Below are 24,465 nucleotides of genomic sequence, written 5' to 3'. Positions count from 1 at the left end.
CCCAGGTATCTATATGGTTTAAGTTATTTAAGGAGGGCGGACTGGAGGCCTTGAAACCGAAGAAGAAAGGTAGGCCAAGTAAGGTGTCAAAGAAAAGTAAGAAGAATGCCAGTAAAATGGTCAACTACCCCAGTCTTTAGACTAGGGTAGTTGACCCATGGTGAGGTTCCAGTCTTTTTGATTTCCTTAAAGGCGGGGGAACGGGGCTAAACCTCACAGAAGCGGATATGGTTATCCACTACGATCCTTGGTGGAATGTGGCTGCGCAAAACCAAGCTACCGATCGGGCCCACCGAATTGGCCAAGCAAACAAGGTGATGGTTTACAAGCTGATTGTCAAGGATTCCTTGGAAGAAAAAATTATGGACATGGAAGCAAAGAAGGCCAAGTAAGCTGACGACATTCTTTCCGGTAAAGGGCTGCAAGATGCAACCATTACCCGGGAAGAATTACTGGAAATTATTTAGAAAAATTATCGAACCGTTAGAAATCAACGCTTTTGTGGCGTGAAATCTCTAGCGGTTTTTGTTTTTCTAATTACAAGTAAAGGCTGCTTGAACTTCAGCGACATCGTCGAATTTGGTGATGGTATCGCCGATGATTTGGTAATTTTCGTGACCTTTACCTGCTAGTAAAATTACATCACCTGGGTGGGCGAGTGCGACAGCCTTGCGAATAGCTTGACGTCAGTCAAGTTCAATTTCAATCTGGGTCATGTCGTCAAGGCCTCTTAACATGTCTAAGATGATGTCAGCCGGATTTTCTTGGCGGGGATTGTCAGTAGTTAAGATGACCAAATCACTGTACTTTTGGGCAATTTGAGTCATCTTAGGGCGTTTATCGGCGTCCCGATTACCGCCACACCCAAAGACGGTGATAATTCGGCTTTGGGTCAGAGGTTTGAGCGTTTGGAGCGCATTGGCTAGGGCAGCTGGTGTGTGAGCGTAGTCAACAAACGCGTTGATTTCATGGGGGCCGGTTACCAATTGTAAGCGCCCTTTAACTCCGGTAACTGTTTTGAGAGCAGCGATAATTGTCTTGAGGTCTAGGCCATAAACATAGGCCCCAGCAATGGCGGCTAGGGCATTGTAAACGTTGTGGGTCCCGACTAAGGGAAGGTAAACGGCATAACTTTGGCCTAATGCTTGGAGGGTGAAATCCGTCCCCTGGGCGTGGTGGTGCAGCTTGGTCGCTTGAAAATCGGCATCCTTATTAATTCCGTAAGTCAAAATTTGGGCTTCAGTGGATGTTATGATGAAATCAGCTAGGGTGTCGTCTTGGTTGATGATGGCAGTTTTGCCCTTTTGTAAGTTACCTAATTGTGAGAAGAGCAAACTTTTAGCATGAGCATATTCCGCCATATTCTGGTGATAATCCAAGTGGTCTTGGGAGAAGTTGGTAAAGATAGCGGTATTAAAATCAACTTCCCAGGTCCGGCCTTGGACGAGGGCCACAGAAGAAACTTCCATGCTGACAGCTTGGACTTTGGCTTCAACCATTTGGGCGAATAGTTTTTGTAATTTATGATTGGCTGGTGTGGTGTTGATGGCTTTAAGATATTGATTGTCAACCTTATGGTACATAGTGCCCACTAGGCCAGTTTTTATGTGTTGATAGCGATAAACAGCGTCTAAAAGGTGAGTTACGGTGGTTTTACCGTTGGTCCCAGTCACCCCAGTTAAGTGGAGTTTTTGACTAGGGTGATCATAAAAGATGGCACTTAAAGTGGCCATGGCTCGCCGGGTGTCGCGGACGTAGACCACGGGCACTTTGACTTGGAGGGGCTTTTGAGCCACAATCAGGCGGGCGCCCTGATTTATGGCTTGGGTAACGAGGTCGTGACCATCAGTTTTGAAACCGGAAATTGCGATAAAGACACTATTGGGTATCAGTTCATGGGTATTTTGGCTGACCAAACTTACTTCAAAGTCAAGATCTTGGTCAGCGGGTAAGGAAATTCTTCGATAGTTTAGGCTGTTGATTAAAGTTTGTGCATTCATGAGATAACCCCCTGGTTATTTTGTAATTGGATATCTCTAGCTTAGATAAGTTTTGTGAATATTTTATGACTAAATTATGGCAATCTTCAGAGTGTTCTGTGTAAATTTAGGAAACGGTGGATTCTGCCCTTCAAGATGAGGGGGACTGGCAGTCATTTATGTCATTATTGTAAAACTTTGGTTTAAGTTTTTTGTTAGGGGGAAGTTTTTTTCAGGCCCCCAGGAAGAAAAGTTCTTCCCGAAAGGCATCGGGTTGGGCCATGTAGTTTTGGAGCGTATTAGCGTCAAAGTTGTCAAAGCAACGGACCGCACGAGTTAAAATTTTGGTGAAAGCTTTAAAAATGTAGCCTTTAAAGTTATGGTGGCCAGGTTTTTTGGCGAGATTGCGTACGCGTACCATGACGGGGCGGAAGTTACGTATAAGTTCAAAATTTAAAAGCGGATTGGTTTCAAATAAAAAGGCTTCAACTTCGCTACATGAACTTACGGTGACCGTTTTTTCGGCTTGCTTTTTGGCAGCAAAAATCAAGTGCCCTAGTTCGTAGCTTGAAGCAAGTGAGCTATTATAAGTCGCTAAGAGATCCGCTAAATGGGGGTGGAGACCAGCCTTAACTTGTCCTTCTTTGAGGCAGCCAGCTTCATCACCTTGCTTTAAGTCTGGTTGCGTCAGAGTCGGCTGGGGAGTTGCTGGTAGCTGGGCTTGAGATTTAGTGGAATTTTCTGGTGCTGGCTTTTGCTTAGCTGGTATTAAATCCTCAGGTTTGAGGGGAAAGAAATAGCGGTTAGCTTGACCGGGATGTTTGGCAGTTTGTACTTCTAAAAGACCCGCCTTTTTGAGAGCTTGAATATCTTGACTGATGGAGCGTTTGGTAACTTGGAATTCCTGACTGAGCTCGTCATGGGAGTAAACGATGTAGAAGTCGCCATCTTGATAAAAGTTAGAACCATGGCGCATAGAAGAGGCTAGTCGGTTATAAAAACGGCCCATGATGAGCATTTGCCGGCTAGATAGTTGGTAATTGAAGAGAAAATCGTAAACTTTGAAGTAAGTGCTAGTCATAATAAAAATCTCCTTGAAAAATTGTCTTTATATAAAGTAAGGAAATTAGCGCTTAAAATGTCCTATTTTTTAAAAAATATTTTGAAATAATTTAACTAAGTATTTTAAATTTTTCCCGGAAATTAAAATCGACCGTTGTGGTTGGCTTTTTAGGTGTGGTTTCGGTAAAATAAAAGGGGGTGAAATAAAATGAAAAAGTTGATTAAAAGTGGTTTTTGGGTGGTTCTAGGTTTATTTTTAGGAATTTTATTTCCGCTAGTTGCCCGAGCCGATTACCAGATTACGGCCTATCAAATTCAAGCCCAAATCCAGCCGAATGGCAGTTTGAGTCTTCAAAGAAAGATTACTTATGATTTTGATGATGAGGCTAATGGCGTCTACTACCGGCAAAATTTAGCTAGTGGGCAGAAGCTAAGTCAACCAGAAGTTAAAGTTAATGGGCAAAAAACCCGCAACTATGAATTAAATCACGATCAAGCGGGGTACCGTTTCAAGGTTTATCATCATACGAATGGTGGGAAGGTAACCTTTACTTATGATTATGTAATTGAGAAGGCCGTGATTAATTGGCAAGATACAGCAGAATTGAATTTTAAAATTATTGGTGACGGCTGGGAAGAAAGTCTACACAACGTGCAGGTCAAAGTTAGCCTTCCCCAAAAGCAAGTATCTTCACTGCAAGCTTGGGTTCATGGACCATTGAATGGTTATAATGAGGTTAATCGTTCTTTAGGTTACAGTAAATTTAGGGTGGCTCGCGTACCGGCGAAGACTTTTGTGGAAATTCACATGGTCTTTGATAAAGCCTTAACTGCTAATAATCCTGAGTTGCGCTCTAGCAAGCGCTTAGCCCAGGTGCGCGCCCAAGAAGCTAAATTTGCTAAGGAAGCTAACGCTAAGCGTCGCAATCAAAAGCTATTAGCGTATGTCACTGCGTTTTTGGGAAGCTTGTTGGTCTTGCGTTTGATGTGGGTAGGTTTTGTAAAGAAACCCGAATATGGGCCACGTCCGCTTAAAAAGAGTTTAACGCCTCATGTTTTTGAACCTCCAACTTATCCGGCGGCGATGGCGCAAGCTTTGCGTACAGCGCATGTTCCAAATGCATTAGGTTTGAGTGCTCATTTATTAGAGTTAGTAGCTGCTAAAAAGCTTAAGTTGGAGGAGCTGCCGGGCTCCAAAGGTTCTAAAGAGTATCGCCTAACCTTAGTGGATTTTGTAGATGAAGAATTAATAGATTTTCTGTTCAAAGAAGTGGGGGATGGTAAGAGTTTTACGACCCAGAAATTACGACGGTATGGTAAACGTGCGCGCACTTCTCAGAAAATCAACGATGCTTATAGTGCCTGGCAAGAGGCAGTTTATACCGGTTTGTTTCAACAAGGATATCTTTCAAAAACGCAACAAGATGCGGGAACGAAATTTAACTTAAAGTTAATCTTGGGGATAGTAGCAACCATCTTTTTAGGTCTAGGGATCTTCTTTTTGAATCAAGAGTTTGGCCTTATTTGCCTCTTAATTTGGTTACCGCTAGAATTGATGGTGGCGCTGATTTGGGGATTAAGGAAGTCAGCTTACACAGTACAAGGAGCCCAGGAAGCTACTAAGCTCAATGGTTTGTATAAGATGCTAGATGAAATTGGTAATTTCCGTCCGAAAGAAGTGGGGGATATTACCTTATGGGAAACGTTATTACCTTATGCTACCGCGTTTGGCTTATCGGAAAAGGTAGTAGCGGCCCTAAAAACTGATTTTTCAGTGGCGGAGTTTCAAGCTAGTGGTCATGAGCTGCTTTACTATTCTCTAATTAGCCATAATATGGTGGCAAGTTTCAGTGAGAGTTTTGATCGTAGTTTTGAGCAAAGCTTGACTAATTATAGTGCTTCATCTTCATCGTCATCATCTGGTAGTTCAGGTGGCTTTTCAGGTGGCAATTCAGGTGGCTTCGGCGGTGGCTCCGGTGGCGGTGCGTTTTAATTAAAAAATAAAATCTGAATTCGAATTTGGGAAAACACACGCCCAATTCTGAGTTCGGATTTTTTAATTATTTGACATTATGTAAGCGCTGTCTTAAAATGGTAATTGATTTTACTTAAATGGATGGTGATGGTTGTGGAAGCGCAAGATAATTTGGGAGTGGGACACACGCCCTTGTATAAATTACACACTCCGGCAGATTATGCTGCTGTTTATGTCAAACTTGATTACAAAAATCCTACTGGATCAACCAAAGATCGGGTTGCGGTGGAAATTATTCGTCAAGCTTTAAATCATGATTTGCTTCAGGCAAATGGTACTTTGGTTGAAGCAAGTAAGAAAGATTTTGGCCTTTCTTTGACAGTCTTTGCGAAAAAAATGGGTTGTCATGCGGTGATTGTCATGCCTGAGGATGCGCAAGCACAAAAGGCTGTGATTGAAGCGCATGGAGGTCAAGTGGTGACAACTTCTGCTAATCTAGGGATGGAAGGCGCCCGCAAGAAAGCCCAACTTCTAGCTGATGAAAAAGGCTGGTTTATGCCCAATCAGTACTATAACCCTGCTAATTCAGATGCTCATGAAAAAGGTACGGGCCCAGAAATCATTGCCGCTTTAGCAGGTAAGCGTATTGATGCTTTCGTTGCTGGAATCAATACTGGTGGCACACTTAGCGGGGTGGGTCATGCTCTAAAAGAAGAATGGGTTGGGACTCAAGTAGTGGCGCTTAGTAACCACCATACCCCATTTCTACAGCAGGAGAAGAGCCAACCTTATAGTTTAGAAAGTTTAGGGAATGGCTTTGTCCCTGATATTTTAGATCGGGATATTTACGATGAGGTTTTGCAATTAGACCTAGCTGCCGCGCAAAAGCTGGGTTCCGAAGTAGCACGAAGGGAAGGAATAGTTGTGAAGGCGAAGGCGGCTGAAAATATCTGGACAGCTTATCAAGTCGCCCGGCGTTTGGGGCCGGGTAAGATAGTCGTAACGATTGCGCCATAAAGAGTCCCGCAAAGTTCGTCTGGGTGACGGACTTTGCATTAGCAATTTAAAAAAGTTATTTTAACTTTCAAAATAAATTAAAAAGCAACTAGGGTAAAAACTCTGTCTCCAGAGAATTTATGAAGAAATTTCATTTTAATAATGAAAGACTTTCATTATTAAAAATAAGGTATATGCAATAATTACTATGAGGAGGGAATTAAGGTGTTTAAAGTAATGCGAAATTTTTTCCAAAGACCAGTCGTAAACTTTATCGGCCGGACTCTATTATATTTATTGATTATGATTGGCTTGGTTTACCTCTATAACTATAGCGGGATTAATCAGCCACACTTTATCTACAATGAGTTTTAAGGAGGGATTTTAGGTGGAAAATATTTTAACTCAAATTGACCAGTGGGCTGTAACTGACCCCAACCGTGTTTGCTATGACTATTTGGGGCATAGCTACACCTATGGTCAGCTAAAAGAAAAAAGCGATAATTTAGCTGCAGCCCTTGAAAAGATGGAACTTCCGCAACATGCACCGATCTTGATTTTTGGTGGCCAAGATTTTAATGTGCTAGTAACTTTTTTAGCCAGTGTTAAAAGCGGGCATGCTTATATTCCTGTCGACATTCATTCTCCTTTGAGTCGGATTCAAATTATCAATGAAATTGCTACTCCAGCTGCAATTATTAATCTGTCTGATTCAAAATTAAACATAACTGCAGATCGTGTCTTAGATAAGGCAGAAATTCTTGCATTGATAGCGCAAAAAGGGCAGATATCTCCAGAAAACTTTGTTCACGACGAAGAAACTTTCTACATTATCTTTACGTCTGGAACCACGGGGAAACCAAAAGGTGTTCAAATTAGTGCTAATAACTTACAAAGTTTCTTAACTTGGATGCAAACAGACTTTAATCTTGAAGAGGGAGAAAACTTTTTAGCGCAAGCGCCTTATTCTTTTGACCTGTCGGTTATGTCTCTTTATCCAAGTTTAACTACTGGTAGTAAGCTTTCGGTCTTACCGCCAGAAGTTACTAATAATTTTAAAGAACTTTTTACCCGCTTACCAAAATTAGCTTTAAGTACCTGGGTTTCAACGCCGTCTTTTATGGAAATTTGCCTTTTACAACCGACTTTTAATGCGCAAAACTTACCTAGTTTAAAGCATTTTATCTTTTGTGGTGAAGAATTAACCAAAAAGACTGCGCAAGAATTAAAAACACGTTTCCCAACTAGTCATATTTTTAATACCTATGGCCCAACGGAAGCAACTGTTGCAGTTAGTCAAGTAGAATTGTCTCAACAAATTTTTGACCAGTATACTCGCTTACCAATTGGGTATGTCAAAGACGATTGTCATGTAGTTTTAGTAGACGAAGACTTAAATGAAGTCCAACCAGGCCAACAAGGAGAAATTTTAATCCAAGGTCCGGGACTTTCTAAATGTTATCTCAATAACCCAGAAAAAACCAATCAAGCCTTCATTGATTTTCAAGGCAAACGGGCTTACCGGACTGGAGATTTGGGTTCAATGACGGACGATGGTCTCTTACTTTATGGGGGCCGGGTAGATTTCCAAGTGAAGATGCATGGTTTTCGGATTGAACTTGAAGATGTGGATCACCACTTGAATCGGGTGAAATTGATTAGTCAAGCAATTACAATTCCTAAACATGATAAAAATAAGAAAGTTACTCAATTAATTGCTTACGCAGTTGTTAAAGAAAATGACTACCCATCTAATCTAGCGTTAGCGAAGGCTATTAAAGAAGAAATGGCAACTTTTACGATGGAGTACATGATTCCACAACGCTTTGTCTTTGTAGATTCTTTACCTCTTTCGGTCAATGGCAAGATTGATCGCAAGAAGTTGATTGCTGAGGTTAACCATGATTAATGTTCAACCTTACGCAACCCCAACCTACTTTGTCTGGCTATTTTTAGCGCTAGTACCACTAATTATCGGTCTTTTGAAAGGCAAGCGTTTCATGCTTTATGAAGTGGTTCTAAACTTTGTTATTCTAGTTTTAACTTTTGGCGGTTCCAAGTGGCACGAAGGGGTTGCCTTAATCTGTTATGTGATTTTTGAGACCCTTCTTATTTGGGGCTATCACACTTATCGTCAAAAGAAGAACGGGACATTTATTTTTTGCGTGGCAGTCTTTTTAGCAATCTTGCCTTTAGTTATTGTAAAGATTGTCCCCGCAATTCAGATGGGGAAAACGTCAATTTTAGGTTTCTTAGGGATTAGTTACCTGACCTTTAAAGTGGTGGGAATGATTATGGAAACCAGAGATGGTATGCTGAAAGAATTTTCCTTTTTAAAGACGCTCCACTTCATTCTCTTTTTCCCAACGATTTCATCCGGTCCCATTGATCGTTATCGTCGTTTCAGTAAAGACTATGCCAAACCTTTGAAAAAAGACAAATATCTTGATATGTTGCAAAAGGCCGTCTTTTATATCTTTTTAGGTTTTCTGTATAAGTTCTTACTGGCTTACTTCTTTGGTAGCTATTTATTACCAATCATCTCGAAACATGCCCTAGTACATGGGGGTATTTCTTGGTGGCTTGTAGCATATACTTATTGCTATTCAATGGATCTGTTCTTTGATTTTGCAGGTTACTCTTTATTTGCGGTGGGGATTTCTTATATGATGGGTGTGGCAACGCCGATTAACTTTAATAAGCCATTTGCTGCCCCTAATATCAAGGAATTTTGGAACCGTTGGCACATGTCTTTATCATTTTGGTTTAGAGATTACATTTATATGCGGCTAGTCTTTTTCTTAATGAAAAAGAAACTCGTTAAAAATAAGGTTACGCTTGCTAATCTCGGGTATTTAACACTATTTTTAATTATGGGCTTTTGGCACGGTTTAACTTGGTATTACATTGTTTATGGACTTTACCATGCCTTAGCTATCATTACTTGTGATGCTTGGATTCGTTTCAAGAAAAAACACCAACTGCCAAGCAATCATTTTACAAAGGCTCTAGCAATTTTTACAACTTTTAATGTTGTTTGCTTTAGTTTTCTGATATTCTCAGGCTTTTTGGATACGTTATTTTTTAAATAATACGAGGAGGAATTTAACATGGAACAAGAAGTATTAAATTTATTAGAAGAATTAACCGGCTCTGATGAGGTACAAACTAATCTTGATTTAGACTTATTTGAATCAGGACTTTTGGACTCGATGGCAACGGTTCAACTCTTATTAGAATTAGATGCGACTTTTGATATTGAAGTACCAGTTTCTGAATTTGAAAGATCTGAATGGAATACGCCCGCTAAAGTGATTGCTAAAGTTAAGGAATTACAGGACTAATGCACCATGAAAAAGAGGCTATGGAATATCTTTGGGCCCGTTATTTTAGCGGGACTAATCTTAATAGGTTTACTCTTTATCCCTTTTAACACGGGGAAAAGTAGCCAGTCTACCTTAGATAAGGCAGCTGTTTCCTTGAATAAAAATATTTTTAAAGGCGAAAGTGTAAAACAGTCTGCCTTAGCTAAGAATTATGTGCCATTTTTTGGATCATCTGAACTATCAAGACTTGACGCGTTTCATCCAGCGGTATTGGCTAAAAAGTATCATCGCTCTTATCGGCCATTCCTGTTAGGAAATGCAGGGAGTCAATCGCTAAGTCAGTACCTAGGAATGCAAGAAATTAAAGGGCAGTTACAAGGCAAAAAAGCTGTTTTTATTATCTCACCACAATGGTTTGTTAAAGGGGGGGCGAATCCGTTAGCTTTTGCGCAATATTATTCCAATTTAGAATTTGTTGATTTTGCTTTGGGAGCGCAAAACACGACCACCGACCGCTTCGCTGCTTCTCGTCTACTAGCTTTGCGGGCCAACCAAGCTGGATATTTAGAACGTACGGTTTTGAAACGGATTGCAAAAGGGCAACACCTAACTACCTGGCAAAAAGTTGCTTTAAAATTGAAGAGAAATCAACTTTTAAAAGAAGATGGTTTGTTCTCAACGCTTACGCTAAAGGGAAAAAATTTAGCGAAAGTAAATAAGCAAATGAAGTCTCTACCTAAAACTTATAATTATCAAGTTCTTAATAAATTGGCTTTAAAGCAAGGACGTAAAAGTACTTCCAGTAATAACTTAGGAATTGCCAATAAATTTTGGAAGCGACGACTTGAAAAAAAGTTACCTGAATTAAAGGATTCACAAAAGAATTTTAATTACACGAAGTCAGTTGAATACGGTGACTTTCAGTTAGTTTTAAACCAATTTGCTCAAAGTAAGACGGATGTGCTTTTCATCATCCCTCCTATTAATAAGAAATGGAGTACCTACACGGGATTATCGTTGCCAATGGTTGACAAAACGGTCGGTAAGTTACGTTATCAACTTCAAAGTCAGGGGTTTAATAATGTTTTAGATTTATCTAAAGATGGTGGGCAAGAATACTTTATGCAAGATACCATCCACTTAGGCTGGCGCGGATGGTTGCGAGTTGACCAGGCCGTGAAGCCATTTTTAGAGACGAAAGCTAGTCCAACTAACTATCATTTAAATAATTACTTTTATAGCAAAGCTTGGCAAAACAAAAGTCAAGTTAAGTAGTATAATGTAAGCGGGTTTTCCCGCTTTTTTTAATGAGGTGATTTTATGCTATCAAATTTATTAGATATTGATAATTGGCTTAAAAAGCATGTTTTTGTCAGAAATATGAATCAAACGCTCGACCAACTATTCCCTATCGTTTTAATCGGTGCGGTTAGTGCGCTGTTACAGCAACTTTTCTTTTCTCGGGAAGCTTATTTGAGGGAAATTTTCCATTTGAAAATTTTTCCAACTATGTATTTTTTACAAAACATTACGGATTTAACCTTGGCTACGGTGGCGTTATATGCAACTGTTCTAATGGCATATTATACGGCTCAAAATAAAGGTGCCGGAGTGGTGGTTAGCATGATGGTCTTTTATTTTCTGACTTACCATCCTGATGAACATGGTGTTAATCTAGCTGGGAGAGCGTATGGGATGAATGGTCTCCTCTTAGGGTTGGTTTGTGGATATTTTGTCGCTCAGATGCTTAACCTTTATGGCCTTAGAAAGGGTGGTGGTCTGTTATTTCTGAGCGCGATTGCCCTTAATTTTTTAGCCGGTTGGTTGATCTATAATGGTTATGTAGAACTATTTTTTACCGATGTTCAACAAAGATTAAATAATCAGACTAACATAGGGGGACTTTTTATCTGGAGCCAAGTTTTACTACTTTTAACTTGGTTAGGTTTAGGACATAATATCGTTTTGAATTATAACCAATTTGACTATCAAAATCTGCATTATGCACTACAACATAATGGAAAAGTACGCTATCCTGTTAGTTCTTACACAATTTTAAATCAATATGCTAACCTCGCCGGAGTAGGCGCGATTGTAGCTTTGGTTATTTGTGTAATTATCTGTTCTTATTCAAAAGCCCGTCGTCAGAGGGCACGCTTGGCTTTATTACCGACAATTTTTAATCAGACTAGCGTAGCCTTTATTGCTTTAAATTACTTTTTAAATCCGCTTTATTTAATAGGTGGAGCCCTTGCTACAAGCTTTAATATCCTAGTAGTCTATGGTTTACTTTCGTTAAATATTTTGCCAGTAGGCTTGTACCCACCTTTAAAAGGCGCTCCTAGCTTATTTTATGCTTTTATCGCTAACCGTGGAACTTGGGGGATTCTCCTCCTAGTGATTTGTCTACTTTTTTGTGATATTTTGATTTACATGCCCTTTGTAAAGGTGGTCGAGAGTCGTGAAAAATAAAAATTTACTGTTTTTGAGTTTAGTCTTTTTACTTTTAGGGTTATTAGCCGTACCCACGAGAGTCTGGACTAGAAAAAATGCCACTAATATTGATACTATGCGGGCGTCACGGTTGTCTCCGGTTATTATGATTCCTGGTTCTTCAGCTACAGTGAATCGGTTTGATCCCTTGGTAAAACTTTTAAATCAGGGCTTACCTAAAAATAAACGCCACTCTCTATTAAAGATGAAAGTTTATAATAGTGGGAAAATTATTTCGTCAGGGTCTTTAAGAAAGGGGGACAATGAGCCGATAATAGTAGTTGGGTTTGAAAATAATCATGATGGTTACGTTAACATAAAAAAGCAATCTAAAATGTTCGCCAAAGCATTCAAGTTGCTAACCAAGACCTATAAATTCAATAATTTTAAGGCACTTGGTCATTCGAATGGGGGCCTAATATATACAGCTTTTCTTGAAAATTACTATGCTCCTTACAGCAATGATATCAAAGTAACGAAACTTATGACCATTGGTTCTCCCTATAACTTTGATGAACAATCAGATACGAAAAAGACCCAAATGCTAACCGATTTCATCAAAAAATCCTCTAAGTTACCCAAGAGCTTAGTGGTTTACTCGGTAGCTGGGACGGAAAATTATAGTTCAGATGGCTTGGTTCCAATTCAAAGTGTGCAAGCAGGAAAATATATTTATCAAAAAAAGGTTAAATCCTTTATGGAAATAACCGTAACAGGGGTTAATGCGCAACACTCCAGTTTACCCCAAAATAAGCAAATTGTTCGTTTGATTAAACAGTATATGTTAAAGCGGAATAATAAAGGTAATTTTCTTAGGCGGCAAGATAATGATAAAATTAGTGGTGAAAAGCTTTAATGGTCTTTAATTCTTGGTACACTAAAGTTTGCCACATAAAGGCTAAAGTAAACCCACCTAGCAAGTCAGTTGCTGTTATGCCTTGACTTAAAAGAATGAATCCTGCTAGCAGGATGAGGGGACAAAAGAGTTTTGGGATAAGTTGTTGTTTTAAATTCAATAAAAATAGTGTAATTAAAAAAATAGCAGTATCAGGAAAGCCATGGACTTGATTAGCAATAATGATTTTAAAGCAAATTAAAACTGCCCCGCCAGAAAAGTAATCCCACAGAATTCCTAAAGCTCGTCCCCGTTCTTTTTTATAAAAGAGAATCATGGTTTGTCCAACCATTAAAATTAAGATTAAGGGCCACAAATTAAAAGGAATTTTGACTATTGTCGGCATTAGAAAAAGCTGGTTAAAACTTTCTAACCAGGTTAAATCAAAAATCAGACTTAAGCTTAAACCACTAAATCCCAAAAATGATAGCAAAGCTAGGACTTTTCTCATTGGGAGCCACCCCTTTCATTAAGGTACTTTATAATTAAGTATATGGAGTAATTTGGCAAGTTTAAAGAAGCATATTCTGATATTTATCTGAAAAAATTTCACATTAATTAGAGGTAAAATTATGAAGGAAACAATTTTGTTAGTTGAAGATGAAGTGGCGCTAGCGGAATCATTAAAATTGGAATTAGAATTTGAGGATTATCAAGTTTTAACCGCCAATGATGGGTTACAAGCACTAGAGGTTTTTCAAGCCAATGCCACGCAAATTTCGTTGATTATCCTTGATTGGATGTTACCACGGTTAGATGGCCTGGGAGTTTTACGGCGAATTCGTAAAGACTATCAAGTACCCGTGATTATGTTAACGGCGCGAGATTATGTAGGAGATAAAGTTGCCGGGTTGAAGGGAGGAGCAGACGATTACGTTACGAAACCCTTTGACATTGAAGAACTTTTGGCACGCATTGAAGTAATTCTTAGGCGGTTGACCTCGAGTACCAATCTGAAAACTTATCGTTTAGGGGGGCTTAGTTTAGATGAAAAGTCTCGCCAAGTAGTGCGTGATGGGCAAGCAATCTTACTAACGCAAAGAGAGTTTCAATTACTCCTAGAGCTTTTTAAAAATCAAGGGGAAGTTTGTACTCGAGATGAACTTTTAGACAAGGTTTGGGGAATTGATTTTGATGGCCAACCAAATACTGTCGATGTTTATATCCGCCTGTTACGTAATAAAATTGATAAAAATTTCGATAAGAAGTTATTACAGACAGTTCGGGGCCTAGGTTATATGTTAAAGGGGTAGGACTATGAGGACGTTCGTTAAAAGGGTTCAAGCGTATTTAAATCAGAGTTATATGCAAATTTTGCGCATTAATTTTATCCTAATAATTACAGCTGTAACCTTTATTTTTGGGCTTTTGATCTCCTTAGCCCTTACTCGGCAAGCAATTATGACAACGAAAAATAATAATGCAATCTACATGCGCTTATTGACGGAAACCGTCTTTACCAATGATCGCGAATGGAATTGGTGGATTTTGAAACATGGGATGAAGCATAAACAACTTTATGTCTATATCAATATTGCAGATGGCAAAAAGGGAGTCGTCGATTACTATTCTCCTCGAACAGAGAAGTTTTTAAGCCAGGCTAAAAAAGTTTTGGGAAGTAAACGCTATTACCGTTATCAAGGAAATTATTATTATTACACCAGTGCTAAGCGCTATGGGAATAGGTACTATATGTGGTGGAGTATGACGGGTGTGATTGATATTTTAAAAGACGTTCTAATTGTTATTTTAGCGGTTTGGCTATTGTTAATCATTACCAGTCCTTTTTATATTGAGCCAATAGCGAAAAGGTTAGCGCAACCTATTCAAGATTTGGATAATAATGTTAATAAGTTACCTAAGGAAACACAGAAAACTTTAAGTGTTCCAGCGTGGCCACATGAAGTTCATGATTTGACTGAAAATTTCAATCATCTTTTAGTCCGTCTTTATCAACAAAACCAAAAAGAAAAAGATTTTGTCAACAATGCTGCCCATGAATTAAAAACTCCGATTGCAACGATTAAAAGTCATGTACAACTAATCAAGCGTCGGGGGAAGACTAATCCTCAGATTATTGACAAATCTCTAACTTATATCGCAAGTGAAGTTGAGCACATGAACCAATTAATTGAAGAGCTTCTAATTTTGGCACGGACAGCGCAAAAGCTTGAGCTCCAAAAAGAAAAACTGGATCTTGAAGTGTTGACTTTTGAGCTGTTAGAAAGTCTCCCACTCAAGCAAAAAATTAAGGTAATCGGGCAGGGGAGTATTTTAGCTGATCGCGAAGCTTTACGCCATATTTTAGAAAATTTACTCACCAATGCGGGTAAATATGCTCCCGCTGATTCTGAGATAGAAATAACTATCGCTGAAAGAAGCTGGACGATTACGAATCATGGTCCGATGATTAATGAAAATGATCAGGCGCACCTTTTTGAACGTTTTTTCCGTGGTGCAGATGTACGTGGGAAAATTAAGGGGACAGGTCTAGGATTAGCGATTGTAGCTCAATTAGCCCACCGTAACGCTTTAAAAGTTGAGGTTACGTCAACTAAAAAAGCAACAAGTTTTACAATCGTTCAAAGTGAAATTTAGTTTTTTCTCTAGGATTGCATTCATTATAAAAGGCATGGTCATGACAACGACCATGCCTTTTATTTAATGACCACGATGTTTTTGGCGGTGTTTAATCACTCGCATTTATATCCATAGAAAAGCTATCTTTATCCATATTGTCTATTACTGAAATAATAATTAAATTGATTTTATGTTTTTGAAGTATGATGTGCTATAATGTAGGAAATATGACTGATTTTTATGAGAATTATGAATTGTAATCATGGAAAATAACTGGGATGGGTAGACATGGTAAAAAACATGTCGATATAATTTAGGGGATTTAAAATGTCATTTACGTTTATTGATAACTACTTATCTACTAACTATGTATTAGCCAATATTTTTTCTAGCATTATTTTATTAATTATTTTGTTAGCCAACCGTAATGTTGACGATTTTAGCCGCGCACGTCAATATTTTACCTGGGGCACGCTAGCCTTAATTGCGTATTTTTTGTGTGATTCCTACTGGATGATGATGAAAACTGAAGTTGTAAAATTCCATTGGTTAAGAGCGGTTTGGATTAATGCTTTCTTAGCATGGATTTTAAATTTAGTGAGTGTCCTATTTTTTTCTTATATTCTTCATCGGCGCCGACATCGGTGCATTTTGCGGATTCATTTTTTATGGCGGAATTTACCAGCCATCCTGGATTCGGGGGCGGTACTTTTATTAGCTATGTTTTGGCCCGAATCTCTTTTAACCAAGCACGGTCAAGTTACGTGGCTTTGTGACGTAACTTTCTTAAGTATTCCGGTACTGTATTCCTTGCTAGTAGTTTTATTATCATTACGAAAATTTTTTGAACAACGTGGAGAAAAATTTTTTCTTACCTTGGGTGGTTACCCCTTAGTGATGATTTTTAGCGGTCTCATTCAAATACAGGGGTGGGAAATTCCCCTTTTTTGTTTATCTGTTACCGCCTATGTATCTACTCCTACACTTCTTTGACGATTAATAAAATTTCTCTAGATAATTTAACAGGATTGCACCATCGACAATATGTTCAAAGCCAAGCTCAAAAATTATTGAATCAAGGCACGAGAGACTACCACCTCCTGATGGTTGATGTTAATAATTTGAAACAGGTTAATGACATTCATGGTCACTTACGCGGTGATGAGGTTTTAAAAATTGTCGGGCAGGCATTACAAAATTTGACAATCAAAAGAAAACTGCTTGCTTGTCGCTATGGGGGCGACGAATTTTTGGTTTTATTGCATTCCAAAAAGATACAAACTCTAGAAAAAGTTAAGCACGAACTGCGACAAGAGATTCGTAAAATTGCTGCTGAGATGCAAGCAGATACTCTTCCGCAAGTTGCAATCGGTAGTAGTCAGTTGGGTGAATCTTTAAAAAGTAGTATTAAGGAAGCCGACCAAAAACTTTATGCAGATAAGCGTCATTTAAAAAGTAATTCGCGACAATTAGATTTGTTCATTGACCGGGTTACTGGTTTACGAAATGCTAATTATTTAAATAACCAGCAATTTATACAAACAGAAAAACGCCAGGCGACCGTTATTTTTTGGGATATTTCTAATTTGCAAGGTTTTAACAAGCAGTATGGCTATGATCGTGGTAATGGTATCTTAAAAAAGGCTGCTGAAGCGATTAAAGTGGAGTTTCTTGATGAATTAACCGTACGCTATACCGAAGATAAGTTTGTGACGATTACTTTTAAACCGGGGGTAGCGGACAAAGTTCAACGTGTATGTAAAAATTTTAACACGCTGATTAAAAATCGTACAGTAAACCTTAGAGTTGGCAGTTATCAATGGCAACAAAAACAAGAAACAGTTATTATGGCGGTGGATAAGGCCCGCCAGGCCAAAAATTATTTGGGTCAAAACCGCCAAGAAAATTATATTGCCTATAATCATGAGGTTGAAGAATATTATGCTAATAAGGAGTATATTTTAACGCACTTTAATATCGCAATACAACGTGGGTGGATAAAGCCTTATTTCCAAGTTCAAATTCGTAGTTTAACTGGAAATTATGCTGGGATGGAGGCTTTAGCTCGGTGGGAAGATCCTCAAAAAGGGATTATTTCACCTAACGTGTTCATTCCAATTTTAGAAGAAGCACACTTGGTAGAATTTCTGGATCTTTACATGCTGGAACAAATTTGTCAGGCCATTGTTTCTGGGGAAAAATATGGTCTACCAATCGTGCCTATTTCTTTTAATCTTTCTCCACTCGATTTAGAAGGTGGCAAGATTGTAAATAAGGTTGAAAAAGTACGCCAAAAATATCAAGTCGATCCGCATTATATTAAGATTGAAATTCTTGAATCAGCGATGACACAAAATGAAGCAGACTTTCGGAAAGCTATTACCGAGTTTCAACAATTGGGTTATGAAGTCTGGCTAGATGACTTTGGTTCAGGATATTCTTCATTAAATAACTTACAAAACTATAAATTTAATATGGTAAAACTTGATCGCTTCTTTTTACAAAAATCCGAAACTACACCTCAAGCTAAAGTTTTAATCACTCAGGTGGTAAGTTTAATCAAACAGCTGGGGATGCACGTTTTATGTGAAGGTGTAGAAACAGAAGCACAAGTAGAATTTTTGAAACAAATTGGTTGTGAAAGGCTGCAAGGATATTATTACAGTAAGCCGATGCCATATGAAAAAGCTTGGAATTTTCTTAAAAAGAGTGAGTTTAAATACTATGAAAGTTACGAAGAGGGCGTTTACTATGATAAAATTAGCCAAATTGATATTTTAAGTGATCCTTTTAACGAAAATTCTGATTTCGATGGTCGTTACCCGTTAGGGATTGTCCAAAGAGATGCTCAAAATAAGCTGTCAATTTATTTACTCAACCGCCGGTATCAGGAAGTAATGGAATATTACAACTATGACAACCAAAAGCTCGAAGAAACCTTGGCTAAGGATAAGTCTTTACACGCGGAAGTAATAAAAATTTTAACGCAAAGTGAACATTCAAAAACAGCAATCGCTGCGCATCTCAATTTTCATGGTCATGATTTTGTGTTACGTGCAAAGCCGTTGGCTCATTACCAAAGTAAAGTTACCTATGTTTATATGTTGGGAAGTTTAGAAAACTTAATGCGCTAAGTAGTGCTAGCTTGAGCTAGCACTTTTTTTGCTAAAAAGTAAGTAACCTTACTGGTGATTTGTAAGTAATAAGTGTATGATAGAATAGTAAAAAATTAGTACATAAGGAGCGGTTCTATGACGAATTTACATCCCGATTTTTTATTAAATAAAATTTCTAAACCTGCTGACCTTAAGGGGTTAACTTTATCACAATTACAACAACTTGCTGATGAAGGACGCCAATTGGTGGTGGAAAAAGATGCCGCAATTGGTGGTCACGTTGGCCCAAACTTAGGGGCGGCGGAAGCAACGTTAGCCTTCCATTACGTTTTTGACTCCCCTCAAGATAAAATTGTTTGGGATATTTCCCACGAATCTTACATTCATAAAATGCTAACTGGTCGTAAGGAAGGTTTCCTAGATCCGGATCACTACTTCGATGTCACAGGTTACACGAGTCCTGATGAAAGTGAGCATGACTTCTTTACTGTAGGTCATACTTCCACTTCGGTTGCTTTGGCAACAGGGATGGCCCGTGCTCGCGATGTGAAGGGTGAAAAAGGAAATATTGTAGCCTTTATTGGGGATGGTTCCTTATCCGGTGGCTTGGCCTTTGAAGGTTTAAACAACGCTGCGACTTTAAATTCCAACATTATCATTGTGGTTAATGACAACCAAATGTCAATTGCTGAAAACCACGGGGGACTTTACCGAGTGCTTGATGAATTACGCGCAAGTAACGGGACGTCTGCTAATAATCCTTTCAAAGCTATGGGCTTTGACTACCGCTACGTAGCGGATGGGAACAACTTAGCTGATATGATTGCAGCTTTTAAGGCGGTTAAGGACCTTAATCACCCAGTGGTGTTACACATTAATACCTTAAAAGGGAAAGGTTACCAACCAGCAATTGATAATAAGATGGCTTTCCACTGGCATGCACCTTTTGACATTGAAACAGGTGAACCAAAGGCTAAACGGCAACCAACTTACTGGGATGCGGTGTTAGCAGAATTAGATCAACAAATTGCTGCCGGCCAACCGATTGTGGCTTTAAACTCCGCTATTCCAGGAGCGTTTGGCTTGAAGGCTTTTCAAGCTAAGCACCCAGACCGGTATGTTGACACAGGGATTGCTGAACAAGATGCAATTACAGAAGCAGCTGGTTTAGCTAAAAACGGTGCCCGTCCCGTCGTTTTCCAAAACTCCACTTTCTTACAAAGAGCTTACGACCAATTGGCCCACGATGTAACTTTAAACGATTTACCAGTGGTAATGTTGATTACCAGTTCGGGAATTTCAGCGGCATCAAAAACGCACTTAGCTATCTTTGATATTCCATACTTGACAAGCTTGCCTAACTTAGAATATCTACAAGCAAGTAACCAAGAAGAGTTAATTTCAATGTTGCAGTGGGCTTTGCGACAAACTGATCATCCAGTGGCCATCCGTGTTCCTTCAGGCCCAGTGGTTCATGGTTTCGCCGCTCATGACACCTACGCACCATTACAATACAATACCATTCAAAAAGGTAGCAAGGTGGCCTTATTAGGGCTTGGTAAGTTCTTAGCCTTAGCTGAAGAAACAGCGGCAAAATTAGGTGAACACGGAATTGAAGCTACGGTGATTAATCCGATGTCAGCATCAACTTTAGACGTTAAGGCCTTAGATGCTTTGAAGGCAGATCACAGCTTAGTAGCAACCTTTGAAGATGGCTCTTTAGCTGGTGGCTTTGGAGAACATGTCGCTGCTTATCTTGGTGATAGTAACCTTAAGGTACTTAACTTTGGTGCCAAGAAAGCTTACAGCGACAACACGCCTGTGGCTGACCTCTACCAAGAATTCCACTTGACAGCAGAATTAGCGACTCAGGATATTTTAGCTCAATTAACTAAATAATGTGCAACCTTCCGCTAAAAAGCGGGAGGTTTTTTATTGATATTGGGGCGTAATATCAATAAAAGATTAAAAAGTGCTAGAAATCAACGTATTGTTAATCTGATTGTGATTTCTAGCACTTTTAAATTTAGCTGGTATAGTTGGCCAACATGGCTTGTAAAGTTTCCTTCATTTTCTGACGAAATTCAGGAGGGTTAATAATGGTTACCATATCTTTTTGACTTAAAAACCACATTAAAGCTCCGGTATCATACGTAGTTACCTCTAACAGAAAAGTTTGTTCACCCAATTTTTTGACCGTTCGTGAAATAGGAAACTTATCCAAGGCAGCTTCGACAATGCCCGTGTATTTGAATTGGACAGTGATTGGTTTACCGGGGTACATCAACTGAAATTTCTTTTTTTCATTTCCCATATCAAAGGGCATGCGCTCATTAAGTGGAATTTCGTCACTAGCAAAGGACCAATCCAAAATCCGATCCAAACGGTAAATAATATTCTTTTTGAACTCATAATTGTAGGAAACTATGTAAAAGTAATAATCTGAAAAAGTCAACGCAATAGGTGCCACTGTTCGTGTCACAATTTTATGTCTTTGGGTAGTGTAGGTAATGGTAATCGTCGCCTTTTGCAAAATCAGTTTGGAGAAGGTATAAATTGCCTCGAGTAGCTTAGTATCCTTGAGGTGACTGAGTTCGACATATTGAGAAAGCTCACTTTGAATGATAGGCTTGATATCTTTTTGATCACTGGCCGTCAAAAGGGCCACTAACTTCTTAATCAAAGGTTCTAATTCCTTACGTGCTAAACTGCGACTAGCTAATAAAACTTTGATGAGAGCCAAACACTGAGCCTTACTCAACCCTAGTCCCTGATTATCCAGATGATAGGCGTGTAACTTGGCATCATATTCTAAGTTATAATCATTTAAGTAGTCGGCTATAAATTCCCGAATATTGGCGAAATCTCTTTGAGCTGTTCGTGCATCTACGGTAAAGACCTCTTGAATTTCGGACTTAGAAATGTGATTTCCGGAGGTTAAACGTTGATAAATATAAAGTTGTCTGGTAGCACTGCTTGCCATTAAAATCATTCCTTTCTATGACCTAATTATTTTATAACTAATAGACAATTTTTGTCTACTCCCTCCGGCAAACTGTAGTTATTAAAGCAAAGGACATAGACCTTAGAAATGTCTGTGGAATTTAAGTAAGCTGTGCTTGGAGGTTCGTTATGAATAAATACAATGAAATTTATGCTGAACTGGCAGATTTACTGGGGCGACATGGGATGGACTTGGTTTATCAAAATTACCATGGGATGCAGGTTAATTTTCCCGTCCGCCTCTATACCCGCGATTATGTTAAACAAAAATTAAAAAAAGAGAATAATCCGGTTGATATTAAAGCTATGGCTAAGAAGTACGGGTATAGTGAGAAGACTATCCGCCGTATGTTAAAAGAAAGTGAATAGGAGGTTGGAATAAATTGCTAGAAATCAATGTTTAGTAATTTCTAATATCTTCACAACTTAATGGACATATATTGTCTATGCTCACTTCTATAATAAATTTGTAATTAAGAAAGTTACTAGCGTTTCCAAGGACAAGCACTTTAGAAATGTCCCTGAAAAAACGCTAAACTTAGCAAGTGTTATTACATCTCTATACATATTATTGAGGAGGAGTTTTTGTTATGAACAACAAGTTTTGTATCCATTGCGGTAACCAAATTATACCCGGAGCCAAATTCTGTTCGGCTTGTGGTCAACCGGTGGTTGAAGATAGACAAGTAAATCCCAATCAAGTTAATGGTTCCATGCCAAATCAAAATTTTGGTTCTAACCCCAATGACTATCATCAGGGTCGATGTCAGCTAATTCGGCTAATAGCTTCAGTAGTGCTTTTACCCAGGCAAAAGAATACTATGAAGAAACAAAACGCCAATATAGCCATGCTTCAGACCAAGAACTTGGATTTATTGGTAGTTTTAAATACTATTTGGTTCATTGGTTAGACTTTCAAGGGATAGAATCTCGGAAATCAGTTTTTTGGTGGGGAGTATTAGGCTCTATGCTTACTATTTTAGTTGGTATGCTCTTGTGTACTGTAGTTTCAGTGATTCCCATTTTAGGACAAATTATTGCTTTTATCTTGATTATTGTTTTAACCGTTTTTATTATTATTAACCTTATCGCTGAATATGCTGCTTGTGCTCGCCGGATGCGCTATTTAAATGTACAGAATATTGGAATGTGGCTGATTTTAACTTTACTTTTAAGTTTGCCTGGTTTTTACACATTCTTATACCTAATGTTGATTGACCAACCTTTACAACCAAGTCGCTATCAAGCGCCATATCCGCAACAGCCCGGAACACCTTACCAAAATCAATCATCATACCCTAACCAAACAATGAGTAATCCAAGCATTAATAGTAGTGAAAGTGCTTCGAACCAAAATTTCACCAGTAATAGTCAATTTTAGGTAGGTGAAATCATGAAAAAAAGCACATCCGTTATTTTGTTAATTACCATTGTGGTTCTAGTAGTGGCAGTTGCTTGGAAGTTCGGAATACCGTACTTGAACCAGGGTCAAAAAACTAGCCATTCTCCCAAAGTTGTTTCCGTAGCCAAGGTGAGTTCCCCAACTAAACCTCATAGTCATAAAAGCAGTATGAGAAGTTTCAGTAGTGAAAGTTCGGTTGTTAGTTCTGAAAGTACAAGGATGGCTTCAAGTTCCAGTGTAACTTCGAACCTGGCATATCCTGAATTAGCTCCCTACGCTGGGGTGACTTATTATGCTCAGGGACGGAAATATGTTGAATTTCCGCAAATGTTTCCTACTTCATTCACGATTAGTACTGATGGTCAAACGGTCAATATTAATGGGGAACAAAAGCAAATTACTGGGGTTACCAACGACCATGGCTACATTACACTTACTGATCAAATCAATGTTATTTGTGCTTTCCGTGATGTCGGAACTGGCCAAGTAGAAATGATTAACCAAGGTCAAAAGCTAGATTATAGTACGACTATGGGGGATTAAAAATGAAGAAAAGTACTACAAATTCATTATTGGTAATTATTGTACTTGTCGTAGTTGTTACGGCTGTTGCAATTAAATTTGGTTTACCATATTTGCAGAATGTTAAGCAGAATAAAAGTAGCTCTAATCAAGTGAAGACAAGTAAGCTAGTGTCATCCCTCAAATCTAGCAGTACCAGTCAGCATTCAAGTTCTCAAGTATCTACAAATTCTGATAGTACAAGTTCTCTTAGTAGTGCTTCAAGTGCTGAAGCTTTTAATCAAAAACAAGCACAAACCGGAATTGATGTGTCAGCTTTAACAACGGATCAATGTATATTATGGGCAGTTAGTGAGCGCTATAGTTATCAAAATGCAGATGAACAAAGCTGGGATGCGGTTCGCAATTCTTTAGATAGTGCACGTATTATCCCTTACAATGAAAGTAGTGATGGTTTTGTTCATATTCAGTTTAACTATGGTTCCATTCCTTGTAACTACTACATTGACAGCGACTACAATTTAAAAAATGAACAAGGAGATACAGTTAGTCACTATCCCACAGAATTTGTCAATCAAAAAGCCAATGATTATTTACTTAACCATTAATAAAAAAAGTTTTCGTCTTTAAAGGTGAAAACTTTTTTAGTAGACAAATAGTGTCTATCTTACAAGCGATAATGAAATCATCAAAAAGATTATTGCTTGTGATACAAATATAATGTGTTTTCATCTAAGTTAAATCGGGCAAAAATAAAATTAATTCTTTGCCTGAGGTCAATTCCCGATAGTAGCTACGGTCAAATCCAAGAGCAAAGTCCTTATAAATGACATAAACAACGACAATGGATAAGATTTTAGCTTTGAAGTACATTTTATTATGGGAAGTAAAAGAGAAAGGAGCAACTAAAAGATGTATGAATATAATAAAATTTACCAGGATTTGGCTGAAATTTTAGGTGATGATAAAGATGTCGAAAAAATCTATAAAAGTTTTCGCGGGATGCAGGTCAATTTCCCTATGCGCCTGTATTCTCGTGATTCAGTTAAGGCAGTTATTGCTAAGCAAAAAGATAATCTAGACATCCAAGACCTTGCCCGACAAACAGGTTACAGC

General features: G+C 38.5%; 25 protein-coding genes. 21 read left to right on the top strand and 4 right to left on the bottom strand.

What is annotated here, in order from left to right:
* Positions 1–227 precede the first annotated feature (227 nt).
* Positions 228–392, top strand: a complete 165-nt coding sequence (locus JCM10991_RS14860) for a C-terminal helicase domain-containing protein (RefSeq protein ID WP_225349945.1) — start codon at positions 228–230, stop codon at positions 390–392.
* A 294-nt stretch (positions 393–686) separates the two neighbouring features.
* On the opposite strand, the gene JCM10991_RS13150 is transcribed toward JCM10991_RS14860, so the two are convergent.
* Positions 687–2,000 (bottom strand): UDP-N-acetylmuramoyl-L-alanyl-D-glutamate--2,6-diaminopimelate ligase, encoded by a 1,314-nt coding sequence (locus JCM10991_RS13150; RefSeq protein ID WP_225349944.1) that lies wholly within the window; start codon positions 1,998–2,000, stop codon positions 687–689.
* A gap of 211 nt (positions 2,001–2,211) precedes the next feature.
* Positions 2,212–3,060, bottom strand: a complete 849-nt coding sequence (locus tag JCM10991_RS07225; RefSeq protein ID WP_025020989.1) for a helix-turn-helix domain-containing protein — start codon at positions 3,058–3,060, stop codon at positions 2,212–2,214.
* Positions 3,061–3,249: 189 nt separating this feature from the next.
* Here JCM10991_RS07225 and JCM10991_RS07220 point away from each other — a divergent pair, with 189 nt between their 5' ends.
* From JCM10991_RS07220 to JCM10991_RS13145, 9 genes are all read left to right on the top strand, one after another.
* Positions 3,250–5,034, top strand: coding sequence for a DUF2207 domain-containing protein (locus JCM10991_RS07220; protein ID WP_025020988.1), 1,785 nt, complete (start codon positions 3,250–3,252; stop codon positions 5,032–5,034).
* Positions 5,035–5,139: 105 nt separating this feature from the next.
* Complete coding sequence (locus JCM10991_RS07215) at positions 5,140–6,033, top strand: PLP-dependent cysteine synthase family protein (RefSeq protein ID WP_082614592.1); 894 nt, start codon at positions 5,140–5,142, stop codon at positions 6,031–6,033.
* A gap of 204 nt (positions 6,034–6,237) precedes the next feature.
* Positions 6,238–6,387, top strand: coding sequence for a teichoic acid D-Ala incorporation-associated protein DltX (locus JCM10991_RS14855; RefSeq protein WP_225349943.1), 150 nt, complete (start codon positions 6,238–6,240; stop codon positions 6,385–6,387).
* Between the two features lie 13 nt (positions 6,388–6,400).
* Entirely contained in the window at positions 6,401–7,921 is a 1,521-nt protein-coding gene (gene dltA / locus JCM10991_RS07205) for a D-alanine--poly(phosphoribitol) ligase subunit DltA (RefSeq protein ID WP_025020986.1), read from the top strand.
* A complete protein-coding gene (dltB, locus tag JCM10991_RS07200; protein WP_025020985.1) occupies positions 7,914–9,104 on the top strand; it encodes a D-alanyl-lipoteichoic acid biosynthesis protein DltB in 1,191 nt (396 codons plus the stop codon). The genes dltA and dltB overlap by 8 nt, the downstream gene beginning before the upstream one ends.
* Before the next feature lie 18 nt (positions 9,105–9,122).
* On the top strand, positions 9,123–9,356 hold the full coding sequence (gene dltC / locus JCM10991_RS07195; protein WP_025020984.1) for a D-alanine--poly(phosphoribitol) ligase subunit DltC: 234 nt from the start codon (positions 9,123–9,125) through the stop codon (positions 9,354–9,356).
* 6 nt (positions 9,357–9,362) lie between these two features.
* Positions 9,363–10,613: a D-alanyl-lipoteichoic acid biosynthesis protein DltD gene (gene dltD / locus JCM10991_RS07190; RefSeq protein WP_025020983.1), complete on the top strand. Its 1,251-nt coding sequence runs from the start codon at positions 9,363–9,365 to the stop codon at positions 10,611–10,613.
* Between the two features lie 45 nt (positions 10,614–10,658).
* A complete protein-coding gene (locus JCM10991_RS07185) occupies positions 10,659–11,810 on the top strand; it encodes a PTS sugar transporter subunit IIC (RefSeq protein ID WP_025020982.1) in 1,152 nt (383 codons plus the stop codon).
* On the top strand, positions 11,800–12,687 hold the full coding sequence (locus JCM10991_RS13145) for an alpha/beta hydrolase (RefSeq protein ID WP_035188336.1): 888 nt from the start codon (positions 11,800–11,802) through the stop codon (positions 12,685–12,687). Before JCM10991_RS07185 ends, JCM10991_RS13145 begins: the two co-directional genes overlap by 11 nt.
* On the opposite strand, the gene JCM10991_RS07175 is transcribed toward JCM10991_RS13145, so the two are convergent.
* Complete coding sequence (locus JCM10991_RS07175) at positions 12,668–13,177, bottom strand: hypothetical protein (RefSeq protein ID WP_025020981.1); 510 nt, start codon at positions 13,175–13,177, stop codon at positions 12,668–12,670. The two genes, JCM10991_RS13145 and JCM10991_RS07175, sit on opposite strands and share 20 nt — an antisense overlap.
* A 121-nt stretch (positions 13,178–13,298) precedes the next feature.
* Here JCM10991_RS07175 and JCM10991_RS07170 point away from each other — a divergent pair, with 121 nt between their 5' ends.
* The 5 genes from JCM10991_RS07170 to JCM10991_RS07150 all read left to right on the top strand — a co-directional run bounded on the left by JCM10991_RS07170 (position 13,299) and on the right by JCM10991_RS07150 (position 20,321).
* On the top strand, positions 13,299–13,979 hold the full coding sequence (locus JCM10991_RS07170) for a response regulator transcription factor (protein WP_023860132.1): 681 nt from the start codon (positions 13,299–13,301) through the stop codon (positions 13,977–13,979).
* Between the two features lie 148 nt (positions 13,980–14,127).
* Positions 14,128–15,324, top strand: a complete 1,197-nt coding sequence (locus JCM10991_RS13140; protein WP_162149501.1) for a sensor histidine kinase — start codon at positions 14,128–14,130, stop codon at positions 15,322–15,324.
* A 309-nt stretch (positions 15,325–15,633) separates the two neighbouring features.
* Positions 15,634–16,299, top strand: coding sequence for a hypothetical protein (locus JCM10991_RS07160; protein ID WP_025020979.1), 666 nt, complete (start codon positions 15,634–15,636; stop codon positions 16,297–16,299).
* Positions 16,296–18,440, top strand: a complete 2,145-nt coding sequence (locus tag JCM10991_RS07155) for a GGDEF domain-containing phosphodiesterase (RefSeq protein ID WP_162149500.1) — start codon at positions 16,296–16,298, stop codon at positions 18,438–18,440. Before JCM10991_RS07160 ends, JCM10991_RS07155 begins: the two co-directional genes overlap by 4 nt.
* 117 nt (positions 18,441–18,557) lie before the next feature.
* Complete coding sequence (locus JCM10991_RS07150; protein WP_025020978.1) at positions 18,558–20,321, top strand: 1-deoxy-D-xylulose-5-phosphate synthase; 1,764 nt, start codon at positions 18,558–18,560, stop codon at positions 20,319–20,321.
* A 127-nt stretch (positions 20,322–20,448) separates the two neighbouring features.
* Here JCM10991_RS07150 and JCM10991_RS07145 read toward each other — a convergent pair whose 3' ends face one another.
* Positions 20,449–21,405, bottom strand: a complete 957-nt coding sequence (locus JCM10991_RS07145) for a helix-turn-helix transcriptional regulator (protein ID WP_225349942.1) — start codon at positions 21,403–21,405, stop codon at positions 20,449–20,451.
* 149 nt (positions 21,406–21,554) lie between these two features.
* Between JCM10991_RS07145 and JCM10991_RS13135 the strand changes: the two genes are divergently transcribed.
* The 6 genes from JCM10991_RS13135 to JCM10991_RS07120 form a co-directional block, all read left to right on the top strand.
* Positions 21,555–21,794 (top strand): Mor transcription activator family protein, encoded by a 240-nt coding sequence (locus JCM10991_RS13135; protein ID WP_023858773.1) that lies wholly within the window; start codon positions 21,555–21,557, stop codon positions 21,792–21,794.
* A gap of 221 nt (positions 21,795–22,015) precedes the next feature.
* Positions 22,016–22,336: a zinc ribbon domain-containing protein gene (locus JCM10991_RS14505; protein WP_051527979.1), complete on the top strand. Its 321-nt coding sequence runs from the start codon at positions 22,016–22,018 to the stop codon at positions 22,334–22,336.
* Between the two features lie 56 nt (positions 22,337–22,392).
* Complete coding sequence (locus JCM10991_RS14500) at positions 22,393–22,806, top strand: hypothetical protein (protein WP_051527978.1); 414 nt, start codon at positions 22,393–22,395, stop codon at positions 22,804–22,806.
* A 12-nt stretch (positions 22,807–22,818) separates the two neighbouring features.
* A complete protein-coding gene (locus JCM10991_RS07130; RefSeq protein WP_025020975.1) occupies positions 22,819–23,370 on the top strand; it encodes a hypothetical protein in 552 nt (183 codons plus the stop codon).
* A gap of 2 nt (positions 23,371–23,372) precedes the next feature.
* Positions 23,373–23,957, top strand: coding sequence for a hypothetical protein (locus tag JCM10991_RS07125; protein WP_025020974.1), 585 nt, complete (start codon positions 23,373–23,375; stop codon positions 23,955–23,957).
* Positions 23,958–24,261: 304 nt separating this feature from the next.
* Positions 24,262–24,465, top strand: a 204-nt coding sequence (locus JCM10991_RS07120) for a hypothetical protein (RefSeq protein WP_025020973.1), incomplete at its 3' end; no start/stop codon positions are given.

It is taken from the genome of Ligilactobacillus equi DSM 15833 = JCM 10991 (genome assembly GCF_000615765.1).
Classification (GTDB): domain Bacteria; phylum Bacillota; class Bacilli; order Lactobacillales; family Lactobacillaceae; genus Ligilactobacillus; species Ligilactobacillus equi.
The sequence above is the reverse complement of the archived record's forward strand: the minus strand, read 5'-3'. Positions and strand labels throughout refer to the sequence as shown.